This is a genomic window from Sporosarcina sp. USHLN248 (genome assembly GCF_037144575.1).
In the GTDB taxonomy this organism is placed as follows: Bacteria; Bacillota; Bacilli; order Bacillales_A; family Planococcaceae; genus Sporosarcina; species Sporosarcina contaminans.
Genome location: NZ_JBBCZC010000005.1, coordinates 92,438 through 105,554 on the forward strand (window position 1 = coordinate 92,438; position 13,117 = coordinate 105,554).

A 13,117-nucleotide genomic window follows, 5' to 3' on the forward strand; every position below is an offset into this window, starting at 1 on the left:
TATGATAGGGAAGACAACGTAGGGGAAGGATCGAAAATGATGTCTCAACATAATTATTTGGAAAAGACGGCCACATATGGCCAAATATTTAAAGAAAGCCATGATCATGAAAGACTGCAAAAGGCTGAGTTATTAGCAAAAAAGATTATAGATAAGGAATATGTAATCGCATTTGCTGGACATTTTTCTGCGGGAAAATCTTCTATGATCAATGCGCTAACAGGGGAGGATCTTTTACCTTCTAGTCCGATTCCAACGAGCGCCAATATCGTTAAAATCAAAAAATCCAATGAAGATTTTGCGATAATTCACCGTACAGACGGGTCTGTCTTGAAATATGAAGGGCATGGTTTTCCTGAGGCGATCAAATCTTTCAGTAAGGACGGGGCCGAGATTTATCAAATTGAAATCGGACATACTGCATCACATTTGCCAGAGGGCATTACGGTGATGGATACACCAGGGGTTGATTCAACTGATGATGCTCATAGGCTTTCCACTGAATCCGCACTCCATTTGGCTGATCTCGTTTTTTACACGATGGACTACAACCATGTTCAATCTGAGTTGAATTTCACATTTACTAAAGAATTGATGAAATATAATGAGAATATGTATTTAATTATAAATATGATCGATAAGCATCGAGATAGTGAATTGTCATTTGAGGACTTCAAAAAGTCGGTGAAAGACGCATTTGAACTTTGGGGCGTTTATCCAAAAGGCATTTTTTATACATCATTGCGCGATAAAAATCACCCGTATAATGATTTTGAAAAGGTAAAAGAAATTGTAGAAGGATCAATTGAAAACTATGAGGAACGATTTTATTACAATGCAGACCAATCGTTAGCGAAGCTGAAAGATGAGCATACGATCTACCTTCAAACAGAAATAGACGATCGAAAATCTTTATACGAGCAACTTGTTGCGGAACATGAGTGGTCAGAGGTCAATGAATTGAAAAAAGAATTGGCTGCTCAAAAAAATCAGTTGACCCTCTTATCGGGAGACGAATTTTATGCTACCTTTGAAAGCAATCGAAGTGAACTGTTGCGGAATGCCTCAATAACGCCTTTTGAAACACGAGAATTGTTGAAAGACCATTTAGAAGCGAAATCCCCGAAATTTAAAGTGGGTTTGCTGTTTGGAGCAAAAAAGACAGCTGAAGAGAAAGTAAGACGTAAGCAAGCTTTGTCAGATAATTTATCGAAGCTGTTGCATTCACAAATTGAAACGCATTTGAAGTCGCTAATGAAAACATCTTTAAAAAATGCGGGATTGTTAACTGATGAACGATCAATTGAAATAGACAGCATGGATATGAGGATTCCTTTCGAGGAAATTGATCAACATTTAATAGGCGCCGATGTTATGACGGGCGATACGATTTTAAATATGGCCGAGCAAATGAAAACGGCTGTTGCATCGCTTTATAAGAAGCTGACGGATCCGTGGAAAAAGGAAATGTCTTCTATTGCATCTGCTTCAGGCAATGAAAAAACTGAACCGTTAATGCAATCAATTCGTATTTTAGAGGAGAAAGTTGCTGCAATTGAGCAAGTGAATGAACTTAATACGCAATTGGATCATATAGATGCATGGATTGCTTCACCGCCTACAGAGCTATTGCGTAAACGCAATGAACTGCTAAGCGAGTGGAAAAAAGAAACGAAAATCGAAAAAATTGAATTGACGCCTGAGCTTGAGGAGGCATCTTCCCTTGAAATCTCCGAAAAGGTAGCAGAAAACAAAAGGGAAGATAACGACGAAGTAGCTCAATTTGATACAAATTCTACAATCGAATCCGCGTTGCATGTCGCAAATGCGGTAAGCTCGATTAAAGGCTTCATGGAAAGCGCCCAGTACTTGAAAAACAAAGCGAAAAGACTGGAAAATCAGGAATTCACAGTTGCGTTGTTCGGCGCATTCAGCGCAGGTAAATCATCTTTTTCCAACGCTTTGATCGGCGATCGAGTGTTGCCTGTTTCTCCTAACCCGACGACAGCGGCCATTAATCGTATTCGCCCTGTTGCTGAAGGAAAAGAAGATCGAACGGCGGATGTCCATTTGAAAAACGAGCAGCAAATGACGGAGGACGTTGCATTATCATTTGAAGCTTTAGGCGAACAGATTTCTTCATTGGATGAAGCTTATCGCTTGGCGGAAGAGGTCGTCCAGAAGGAATTGGTCGATGAAAGCTTGCACATTCATAAATCATTTATCCGTGCATTCCATAAAGGGTATAGCACTTACAGTGAATCACTTGGTCAAACAATGAACGTCAATCAGGATGAATTTTCGCGTTTTGTGGCGGAAGAGGAACGGAGCTGTTTTGTCGATTCGATCGATCTGTTCATTGACTGTCCTTTAACGAGGCAAGGCATTACGCTTGTTGATACGCCGGGAGCTGATTCGATTAATGCAAGGCATACAGATGTCGCTTTCGAGTATATACGGAATGCCGATGCAATCCTATTTGTCACGTATTACAACCATGCATTTGCAAGAGCAGACCGTGAATTTCTCATCCAATTGGGCCGTGTAAAAGATGCGTTTGAATTAGATAAAATGTTTTTCATTGTCAATGCAATTGATTTAGCTACCGACAATGAAGAGGCTAATGCGGTCAAATCGTTTGTTGAACAGCAATTGCTTACGTTTGGAATACGTAATCCGCGTGTTCACGGTATTTCCAGTTTACAAGCCTTGCAATCGAAGTTGGATGGAACAGCAAATCGTGACATGGAGAGATTTGAATCTGATTTTGCGCATTTCCTGAAAAATGATTTGAAAGGTTTGTCTGTCCAAGCGTTGACAGAAGAGACGGTTAAAACTGTTGAGCGAGTTAGAACGTTAATCGAACGAACAGAGCAAAATATGACTCGCAAAGCTGAGCGATTGACAGAGTTAGACCAAATAGAACAGGCCATTCGCATCCATTACGGACAAAGCTTTACAGAAGTGATCCGTAAAGCGGCAGACAATGAATTGAATGAATTGCTCTATTATGTGTTGCAACGGGTGTTTTTACGTTTCGGCGATTTCTTCAAAGAAGGGTATAGCCCTTCAACTTTTGCGACTTATCAAACCGATAAAGCTTTAAGCATCGCATTGGCAGAAACTGTCCAAATGGTTGGGTTTGATTTAACGCAAGAATTGAAAGTAACAAACCTTAGGATGCTGAATTTCATGACGAAGCTATTAAAAGAACGCCAACATATTGAAATGCGATTTTTGAATGAAAAGGACAGCTCACTGTCACCTTCGCCATATGAGCCTGAAGATGCTCAGATGCTGTCATTCAGTGCGCCATTTACAGATGTCAATGTGTATAAGGATGTAAACCGTCTTTTTAAAAACCAAAAAGCATTTTTTGAAAAAGGCGAGCGTCTCGTCTTAAAAGAGAAATTAGAAGAACGGCTAAAAGTGGATGCATCTCACTATTTAGGAAAAGAAAAAGAGCATATCGAACAATGGGCGAACCAATGGATCGATAGTGAAGCTGAAGGGCTTCGCCAACATTTATTATTGCAAAGCATCCAGCAAATCGAATCGGAAAGGACATTGCTTCAACGTACGGAACAATTGGAAGAATGGCGTAAAATTTACGACTCAATACGTACAAAGGAGATGGTGTGAATGGACGTATTCAAATCAATTGAAGAAATTGATTACGGAAAGGTGAAGTGGGTCGATACCCGCTTCTCCCTCAATGACCGTGAAGAGGGCAAGCGCAAGTTCGCAAAAGGACATGTAGAAGGAGCTGTCTATTGGGATTTGGAAGAGGACTTATCTGATATGACAAAAAAAGCTGGTCGCCATCCGCTCCCTGATAAGGAAAAATTGACAGCACTTTTTAGAAAGAGCGGTTTATCGTTGAACGATGACATTATTGTTTATGATGACGGAGGCAGTCCGTTTGCTGCAAGGGCTTGGTGGCTGCTACGCTACGCAGGATTTCAAAACGCTTTTATTGCAATCGAAGGATTTGAGCAGTTGAAAGCATCGGGTGTGCCAATTTCTACAGAAAACGAAATTATCCCTCCTACTGAAGTTGTTCCTGTATGGAACGAAACTATTCATGCTCCACGCTCTTTTATTGAGGAAACTGTTGCAGGCAAAACGGGTGCCATTTTGTTGGATGCACGGTCGGCTGAACGTTATCGTGGTGTAGTTGAACCGATCGACCGAGTAGCGGGACATATACCAGGCGCTTTGAATTTCGATTGGGAACAATTAAAGCTAAATGGTTCTTTTAACCTCGGTTCAGAGGTGAAGGATCAATTAGAGAAGACCGTCTCAAAGAATGAAGATATTGCTGTCTATTGCGGCAGCGGAGTAACGGCTGCTCCTTTATATGCATTGCTGAAACATAATGGTTATGAGCATGTTAAACTATATGTCGGGAGTTTTAGCGATTGGATTTCAAAAGCTGATGCTCCAGTTGAGAAGACAAACGAATTATAACGGGGTGCTGTAACGTATGCAATTTGCAATAATTGGAGATATCCATTCATCGATCGAAGACTTACAACGAGTATTATCTCATATTCAAAAAACCGCTCCACAAGCAACGATTATAGGAACTGGCGACTTATTTGAATGTACGATTAGTAAACGGTTTATTAATGATCGTACATACAGCCAACTGTCAGAAGTAATGATTCTTCCTGAAGGATTTGAAGAGCTGCTGACATTTCCTTCAGTAATAGGGAATCAAGAAGAGCGGATTTTGTATATAACAGATTCTGATGAGGAACTTCGGTCTTTTTTGCAAGCATTGCCGGAACGGCTTAATGCAGGTCGAGCGGAAGTTGTCCATGGGCATCAATGGAAATGGGGCGGCGAACCGTGGTCTCTTTTGGAGGCTGAGCCGTCAAAATCATTGACTTTTTATGGTCATAGCCATCAATCAGGTTTGATGCGAGATGGACAAACGGAAGCAAAAATTGAATTTGGAAAACCCTATCTTATTGATAGCCGAACGACGTTAGTCAATGTCGGCGCAGTGGTTGACGATCAGGAATGGGTTTTGTTTGATGATGACGTAGCTACAGTTACGTTTATGAAAGCGAATTAGTATGTACTTTTGAATTTAGGATACAATAAGCATTCAAGCATTTGCCAACAGCCAATAAGGCTGATGGCAGATGCTTTTATTGTTTGGATTGAATGCGAATTGCCTCACGCGCAAGTGCATCAGCAGCCTTATTTTCTGTATCTGGAATCCACTTGATGAAAAAGTAATCAAATGATTTCGCGATGGAAAGTATTTTATTCAAATAGGTTCGATGAAGTTCATTTTTCACATATTCATTTTCCACCGCAGATACGACTGCTTTCGAATCGGAACGGGCTGAAACAATGCCATTAGTCAGTTTGGCGGCTTCTTCCATACCTCGGCATAGTGCGATAAATTCTGCCGTATGGTTATTTGTCGGCTCAATCGGTTCGGAGATTTTCGCTTGATGTCCTTCGCCTTTAATAAAAATGCCGATTCCGCTTTTGCCGGGATTACCGGCGCTTGCGCCGTCTACGTATAATTCAAGCAAATTTTCTCATCCTCTCAATAGTTGCATATTGTTACCCTTCATAATAAAATAAAGAAACGGTTCGTTAGGAGGTTCATATGGATAAATTAACCGTCATGAATGAAATTAATGATGTTTTGGATACGTATTGTGAAGGTTGCTTTATTAAAAAGCAACATATTAAAGAATTTGGCAAAACAGGCGCCCACCAATTTTGTATTGCAACATGTACAATTGGGGAGCAACTACGTTTTTTAGGTAATGAAATGAATAAAATGACAAAATAATATCCCGCCATTTGAAGCACTGGCGGGATTTTGAATTGGATTCAGTGAATGAATCTATGCTAAACCATCTGTAGCAGTAAATTAGATCGACGGATCAAAGGAAATCTGAATTCCGCCGATTGAATGTAAAGCCTCTATAGTAGAGAACTTTTCGGAAACGATCGAAAAATTCTGACGCAATTGCGTTGAGGCACGATTGATAGTTGAACGTCAATTTTCTGATATGGTTAAGACATTCGCCGCTTGAGGGCCCCGATTACCTTCGATGATTTCAAAGGTGACAGATTGTCCTTCGTCTAGCGTTTTGAAGCCATCTGCAACAATGCCGGTATAGTGGACAAATACATCTTCTCCATTATCTGTTTCGATAAAACCATACCCTTTTTCATTACTGAACCATTTTACTTTACCTTGGTACATGATTTTTTCCTCCCTCGGCGTTTCGATGTCTTCCCCATTATTAACATGGATGCATATACTATACATGAATCGACAGAAAACGTCAATGACATGCCTAAATTTTCTGTCGACTGAAAGGATGTACATATAATGAAAGAGACGATTCAACAATGCGAGCATATCGTCAAAACGATTTACAACAACTTTGATGCCAGCCATGACTTTGATCATATTGACAGAGTGATGAAAAATGCTGAAAAAATAATGAAAACGGTTGAGGAAGTCGATGAAGATATTGTTCGATTATCTGTATTGCTCCATGACATTGACGATCCGAAATATCAATCGGAAAGCAATATGTCTGCAATGGAAATTTTAAAAAAGATCGATTTGGACGATCACCTGGCAGCAGATGTGATGAAAACGATTGAAAGTGTGTCATTTAGCGGGGGCAATGAAAAGGAGATCGTTTCAATCGAAGGGGCAATTGTTCGAGATGCCGATCGGTTGGATGCGATTGGGGCGATTGGCATTGCAAGAACTTTTGCATATGGAGGAGCGAAAGGGAGAAAATTATATGATGTGGAGGAAGTTGCCCGATCTTCCATGAGCGAGGCAGAATATCGGTCGAAGAAGACCGCGTCAGTTACACATTTTCATGAGAAGCTTTTACTTTTAAAAGATCTAATGGTGACAGACGAAGGGAAACGATTAGCTAAAGAACGCCATAACTTCATGGTCAGTTTTTTGCAACAGTTGGAAAATGAGATAATGTAAATGACCAACTTGACGGCAAATTAAATGCAGGTATCCTTATTCAAGTAGGATACCTGCATTTTTTAACGCTTGCTCTGCATCAGCAATTTGTTTTTCATTATCTGATAAAACTGTATGCATATGAATGCCACCTTCTGCAAGCTTGGATAAATAGACGGCATTTGCTATATCAATCCGTCGAATGAAATCTTTCACTTCCTGACGATTGGAAACCATAATGGACGCGCTTAAATCACCGTACACGGGGTGCTCGATTCTTACGTCTTTTACAGTCAATCCATGGTCAACCATAATATTTAGCTCATCCTCTGTTTTCTCGGATGCATGCTTGCAGACGAATGTTTTTTCAATCTTGTTAGGCCCATTTTGTTCGCTCAAGTATAAATAGCCTTGACTCGTAGCGATAATCGGTTCTTCTTTCGCTTTTAATAGTGTTATATCGCCGACGATAACTTGTCGACTTACATTCGTCAATTCGCCAAGTTCTTTGCCCGTCATTGGTACCCCTAAAGATTTTAACTTATCAAGTATCCATTTCCGGCGTTCTTCTGCCGGAAGTCTGTCATTTCCACTCAATTTCATCCCTCCGTTCCTCTTATTTTACCATATTTGCCTTTGCAGTTGAGTATGTTCCATCATTGATATAAGTGTATAATAAATATGGATTGAATTGCAGGGGGAGAGCATATATGCAGATTGAAAAAATAATTGTGCGCAGAATGAAAATGCGAATGAAAACTCCTTTTACGACAAGCTTTGGCACAATGATCGATAAACATTTTTTATTATTAGAAGCAATCGATGAATTAGGAAATAGAGGATGGGGTGAATCCGTCGCATTTGACGCACCGTGGTATACAGAAGAAACCGTTGACACGAACTTTCATATAATAAAAGATTTTTTGGTACCTATACTATTTAATTGCCATATTGAGCATCCGGATGATGTGAGCGAGCGGTTTTCGCCAATTCGAAGAAATAATATGGCGAAAGCTGCAGTTGAAGGTGCGATTTGGGACGCCTATGCAAAGCGTAATCGCACGACTTTGGCAGAAGCTTTGGGCGGCAAGCGAAAACGTATCGAAGTTGGTATAAGCATAGGCATTCAAGGAAGCTTGTCCGATTTAATCAGCATCGTCCAAAAATATATAGATGAAGGATACAAACGGATAAAAGTGAAAATTAAACCGGATGCAGATATTGAAGTGTTGAAGCAATTGCGCAAAGCATTTCCAGATGTTCCCCTTATGGCAGATGCTAACTCCTCTTATTCGCTTGCTGATGCGGAGAAGCTGAAACAGCTGGATTCTCTCGACCTATTAATGATTGAACAACCATTGGCACATGACGATATTATCGATCATGCAAAATTGCAAAAAATGATTCAAACGCCAATCTGCTTAGATGAAAGCATCACATCATTGGAAGATGCAAGAAAAGCGATTGAAATAGGAAGTGCAGGCGTCATCAATATTAAAATAGGCAGAGTAGGTGGACTGACGGAAGCGAAAAAGATCCATGATATTTGCTTTGAACATGGCATTCCAGTCTGGTGCGGCGGCATGCTTGAAGCAGGAGTCGGGCGTGCGCATAATATTGCGTTGACGACGCTTCCGAATTTCATTCTTCCTGGAGATACTGCTGGATCTTCCCGTTATTGGGATCAAGATATTATTCAACCGGAAGTAGTAGTGGAAGATGGTTATATATCAGTGCCAACTGCATTTGGCATTGGCTACGAACCGAATATTGAAATGGTCGAGAAATTTACGACAGGCATTTGGCAGTTTAACCGAAATGATTTTATAAGCTGAGGCATCATTTGGAACTTTTCCGTAGACATTTCCGTCCAATGGATTGAAGAAGAACGATTTTTACCGTAAAATGAAGGTATGTTTTAAGAGAGGGAGTTTTTTGTGAAAAAAATATTCGGTGCCGTAATGGCGGGTTCGCTTGCGCTTTTACTATCTGCTTGTAATTCGAGTGAGGCGCAGGACAAGCTAACGGCTGAAAAATTAATGGCAAAATCCAATGAAGCGACAGAGACCTCGCTAAAATCGGTTCATGCCCATATCAATTTTGATGATTATGCAGTAACCGTTTATAACGGTGATATTGAAAATCCCGAAAAAGCAGGCGTCGTTTACGACTTGCAAGTTGACGCATACTTGGATCCTGAAAAAGTGAAACATACTGCTACGGTTGCGCCACGAGGCATAAAAAAGTATGAAGAAAACTTTTATAATATAAGCGGCAAGAATATCGTTAAAAAAGCGGACGATGCGGAGTGGCAACAAGTCGGTACGATTGAAGAACAATACGGAAGCTTTGTTGACGCTGTCTATCCTACGCTTGATTTATCCAAATTTGAACCATTTAAAGATGATTTCATATTGGAACCGATCGAATATGGTTATGCACTGAAATTGACTTTAGACCGAAATGGATTCAAAGAGTTTAAAAAAGTCTTTCCAGATGCAGGGCCAGTAAACGATGGTTTTAGGATTGTCGATAAAATGGAGCTTGTCATTACATTTAATAAAAGCACTTCATACGTAACGAGCTTCAAAATGTCATCAGATGTCCGCCATTTCGCTGACGGGAATTCATACCGCTCCCGACAAAAAATGAATGCGACATACAGTTATTTTAATGACATTAAGGATTTTGCAATTCCGAAAGAAGTGCAGGAAATTGCTTCGAAATGAATCAATCAAAAAAAACAGCATCTTTCCTTATGGAGGTGCTGTTTTTCAACTTTATAAGTTATCACTACCTTGCGTAATCAAAAAAGGGATTCAATATGAGGCGATAATTAGGAATGAAAATTCAAGAAGGAAAATCGATTCATTCCTACATATGATCTACAAGCCACAAGACCCCAATCAAACGGGTTCTGTAGGCGGGTGAAAATCACAAGTAACTATGGAACTAATAAATAATTTAGCACATAACTGAACAATAGTTCCCTTCATTTTGTCTTTCCCAATTCATTTACCTTTTGTAACTCATCCCAAAAACGATTAAATGTTGTTTATTCTACGGGTTTCAAGGATTTGCTCGATATGATGTAAAACATGTTGAGTATCATGCCGAAGAGCATCTCGTACGGTAGCCTTTCCGTGCTCATGTACAAGTACCCTGTCCAGTGAATCATTTAAAATGATACATAAATATGCGATATATTCCCTCATCATCGTGAAAAGCTTTAATTCTGATTCAATGGAACGGTTTTTATAGTCCATCTTGAAGTTCCAACTATCTCCATTAAACTCATTAAAAAAATAGGTTTTACCTGTATCCGCTAAGGCGTATCGGTTAAATTGAACATAATTCATATCACAGTCTACGATGTGATGTACAATTTCCCTGATTGACCATGTACCTGGTGCTCTTGTCTGATTCAAGTCAGACTCATTTAAGCCTGCAATTGCTTGCATAAGTTCGCTCGGTGCACTTTTGTATGATTCAATTAGCTTTTGGTCTTCTGGTGTTTTTAAATACATTTGATCTCCCTCCTGAAATTGGTACAATATCAAGCTCTATTCTGTATGGCTACTACAAAAATCCCTCTATTAATATGAAGTTGGTTTTGTCACTTCAATTGGAGCTCAATTAATTTCCGAACCAACATTATAGACTATTTTTTCATGTTAGAATAAAAGATGTTTTTTAATTTGAGGGAAAATTCAACAATATATGAATTACATCATACCAAAATCTATATTTGGCAATCAAGCCATTGAAATAATGGAATTACATAATATAGGTAAATATTCGTCGCTTATTAGGGATTCGCATGGAGATTCTGCGAGCGTAGGTAGGGATATAGTATTTAAAAATCAATATTTTTTGGACGAATAATTTGCATTGGGATATGCCTGTGAATATCGGTGTTAAAATCCTCAATAATAACGGTTTAAAATTCCCCAGTTTTTACGGATAATCTATTTTGAGAGAGATAGATTGGAAGTGTGGGAATGACGTTATTGTTGGAGGACTTTTTTATGATAAGAGAATTGAAACAGAAAGGCTGGACAATCAGTGCGATTGCAAGGGAAACAGGATTTGATCGAAAAACCATCAGGAAACATTTAAAGGCAGAAGCTACACCGTATTCAGAAAAACGGGCTAAAAGAGGAAGTAAGTTGGATCCATTCAAGCCGTATCTGCTAGAACGAATTAAAGAAGGTACTACAAATTGTGCAGTTTTAATAGAAGAAATCCGAGCGAAAGGCTACGAAGGAAAAAGCACCATTCTTCGAGAATTTGTCCAACCCTTTCGGGAGGCGCCGAAGAAACAAGCAACTGTCCGATTTGAAACGATTCCTGGACGACAGGCGCAAGTAGATTGGGAAGAGAATATCGGTGAGTTTTTTGTAGATGGATTGAAGCGTCCGTTGTACGCCTTTCTTATGATCCTAAGTTATTCCCGTAAACGATACATTGAGTTTACAACGGATATGACGCAGGAAACGCTAATGAAATGTCATATGAATGCCTTTAGCTATTTCAATGGTATTCCCCAGCAACTTCTTTACGACAATATGCGAACTGTCGTCACGAAACACAGTGTCAGCCAGATTCGTTTTAACAAAAAGTTCGAGGATTTTCTATCCTATTATGGAGTTATTCCGAAAGCCTGCAAGCCTTATCGGGCGCAGACAAAAGGAAAAGTAGAGAGGGCTGTAGCTTATTTAAAATCAAATTTCCTTAAGCGTCGCCTACCTGAAAACCTGGAAGATTTGAATTCAGAAGTGCGTAAATGGCTGGATGAGGTGGTTCACAAAAAACGCAATCAAACGACGCAACAACGCCCATGTGATCGGTTCGAGGAAGAGCGTGCGCTTTTGATTCCATGGAATACAAAACCGCTGTATCAAGTAAGACAATGGGAACTCCGGGAAGTGAGTAAGGATTGTTTTATTTCCTATCAGCAGAATAAGTATTCAGTGCCGTATCGATATGCGGGACAGCAAGTGAAGGTACATGAAACGAATGAAGGAATGCTTGAACTATACGACGAGTATGAACGGATAGCCGTACATCCGCTACTAGATGGCAGACATCAAGTGACTATGAATGCCGAGCATTATCAAGGGCTACCGGGAACAGAAAAAGAGCAGGAAAAGAATCTACATGGTTTGGCGACCCCAGATTCCCCTACTCCAATACCGACCGTTGAAAGTCGATCGTTAGCAATATACGCTGCGCTCGAGGAAGGAGAATAAGGTTATGCATTCATCAATACTCGAAGAACGCTTAAAAGCGCTCGGGTGGCAGCAGACAGCCCAGCAACTAGATGAACTAGTCGAGAGTGCCTCTGCCAATACTTTATCATATTTTGACTTTCTTGACACCCTGGTAAAACAGGAATGGGAACATCGAGAATCAGAGGCTTTGGCCAAACGAATTCGCAAAGCAAAATTTCCGTATACAAAAACGATCCATGAATTCGACTTTAGCTTTCAGCCTAGTATTAGTGAGCAACGCGTCAAAGAGACTTGTACCTGCCGTTTTATCGCAAATGGAGAAAACCGCATCATACTCGGCCCACCGGGGGTGGGAAAGACACATCTCGCCATCGGGTTTGGGTTAGAAGCGTTAGCCAAAGGTTACAACGTCTTGTTTATTACGGCCAATGAGTTAGGAGAGCAATGTCAAAAGGCTTCACAAAAAGGCACACTATCGTATTTAATGAAGCGTTTATGTAAACCAGATCTCATTATTTTGGATGAAGTCGGATATTTCGACTTTGACGAAGTCACTGCCAATCTGTTTTTTCGGTTCTAAATCAAATGTTGGGGTGATGTGATTTGCACGTCACCCTTTTACTTAGGTACCGCTGAGTAATGTTGATTTGCGCTACAGGGCGGACGCTTTCCGCCGGCATGGCTTCAGCCGCTTCCCTCGCTTTGCTCAGTCCAGGGTCTTCAGCTCATGCTATTCCGGCAGGAGTCGCCGCCTTTCGCTCCAATCAACGAATCTCTTTTATACCGATTTTTGTATTCAAATAATTCTTATCCTAAATGAACCCCAATTTCTTTATATCTAATGTTTAATAATATCTTTGCTTTAAAGTGATCGAAGCGCCTAAAACCATAGGCATTGCGCTTCATC

The 13,117-nt window shown here is 40.2% G+C and carries 13 protein-coding genes; 9 read left to right on the forward strand and 4 right to left on the reverse strand.

The window, feature by feature from the left end; translation table 11 throughout:
• Positions 1-36: 36 nt before the first annotated feature.
• The 3 genes from WFH04_RS03485 to WFH04_RS03495 are packed head-to-tail and all read left to right on the forward strand — an operon-like array spanning position 37 to position 5,083.
• The gene (locus WFH04_RS03485; protein WP_336822670.1) at positions 37-3,642 is read left to right on the forward strand and encodes a dynamin family protein; all 3,606 of its coding nucleotides are present in this window, start codon (positions 37-39) and stop codon (positions 3,640-3,642) included.
• Positions 3,643-4,470: a sulfurtransferase gene (locus WFH04_RS03490; protein WP_336822671.1), complete on the forward strand. Its 828-nt coding sequence runs from the start codon at positions 3,643-3,645 to the stop codon at positions 4,468-4,470.
• Between the two features lie 16 nt (positions 4,471-4,486).
• Entirely contained in the window at positions 4,487-5,083 is a 597-nt protein-coding gene (locus WFH04_RS03495) for a metallophosphoesterase family protein (RefSeq protein ID WP_336822672.1), read from the forward strand.
• 76 nt (positions 5,084-5,159) lie between these two features.
• Here WFH04_RS03495 and WFH04_RS03500 read toward each other — a convergent pair whose 3' ends face one another.
• Positions 5,160-5,555, reverse strand: coding sequence for a ribonuclease HI family protein (locus tag WFH04_RS03500; RefSeq protein ID WP_336822673.1), 396 nt, complete (start codon positions 5,553-5,555; stop codon positions 5,160-5,162).
• Positions 5,556-5,632: 77 nt separating this feature from the next.
• Here WFH04_RS03500 and WFH04_RS03505 point away from each other — a divergent pair, with 77 nt between their 5' ends.
• Positions 5,633-5,821: a zinc-finger domain-containing protein gene (locus WFH04_RS03505; protein WP_336822674.1), complete on the forward strand. Its 189-nt coding sequence runs from the start codon at positions 5,633-5,635 to the stop codon at positions 5,819-5,821.
• 210 nt (positions 5,822-6,031) lie between these two features.
• On the opposite strand, the gene WFH04_RS03510 is transcribed toward WFH04_RS03505, so the two are convergent.
• Entirely contained in the window at positions 6,032-6,241 is a 210-nt protein-coding gene (locus WFH04_RS03510) for a cold-shock protein (RefSeq protein ID WP_336822675.1), read from the reverse strand.
• A 129-nt stretch (positions 6,242-6,370) separates the two neighbouring features.
• Here WFH04_RS03510 and WFH04_RS03515 point away from each other — a divergent pair, with 129 nt between their 5' ends.
• A complete protein-coding gene (locus tag WFH04_RS03515) occupies positions 6,371-6,997 on the forward strand; it encodes an HD domain-containing protein (RefSeq protein ID WP_336822676.1) in 627 nt (208 codons plus the stop codon).
• 36 nt (positions 6,998-7,033) lie between these two features.
• On the opposite strand, the gene WFH04_RS03520 is transcribed toward WFH04_RS03515, so the two are convergent.
• Positions 7,034-7,573: a transcription repressor NadR gene (locus tag WFH04_RS03520; protein WP_336822683.1), complete on the reverse strand. Its 540-nt coding sequence runs from the start codon at positions 7,571-7,573 to the stop codon at positions 7,034-7,036.
• Between the two features lie 113 nt (positions 7,574-7,686).
• Here WFH04_RS03520 and menC point away from each other — a divergent pair, with 113 nt between their 5' ends.
• Both menC and WFH04_RS03530 read left to right on the forward strand, forming a co-directional pair.
• A complete protein-coding gene (menC, locus tag WFH04_RS03525) occupies positions 7,687-8,811 on the forward strand; it encodes an o-succinylbenzoate synthase (protein WP_336822677.1) in 1,125 nt (374 codons plus the stop codon).
• Between the two features lie 102 nt (positions 8,812-8,913).
• Positions 8,914-9,705, forward strand: coding sequence for a DUF6612 family protein (locus tag WFH04_RS03530; RefSeq protein WP_336822678.1), 792 nt, complete (start codon positions 8,914-8,916; stop codon positions 9,703-9,705).
• 315 nt (positions 9,706-10,020) lie between these two features.
• Here WFH04_RS03530 and WFH04_RS03535 read toward each other — a convergent pair whose 3' ends face one another.
• The gene (locus tag WFH04_RS03535) at positions 10,021-10,503 is read right to left on the reverse strand and encodes a DinB family protein (RefSeq protein ID WP_336822679.1); all 483 of its coding nucleotides are present in this window, start codon (positions 10,501-10,503) and stop codon (positions 10,021-10,023) included.
• Between the two features lie 474 nt (positions 10,504-10,977).
• Between WFH04_RS03535 and istA the strand changes: the two genes are divergently transcribed.
• Entirely contained in the window at positions 10,978-12,228 is a 1,251-nt protein-coding gene (gene istA, locus WFH04_RS03540; RefSeq protein WP_408020160.1) for an IS21 family transposase, read from the forward strand.
• Between the two features lie 4 nt (positions 12,229-12,232).
• Positions 12,233-12,790, forward strand: coding sequence for an ATP-binding protein (locus tag WFH04_RS03545; RefSeq protein ID WP_336822680.1), 558 nt, complete (start codon positions 12,233-12,235; stop codon positions 12,788-12,790).
• The last annotated feature ends 327 nt before the right edge of the window (positions 12,791-13,117 follow it).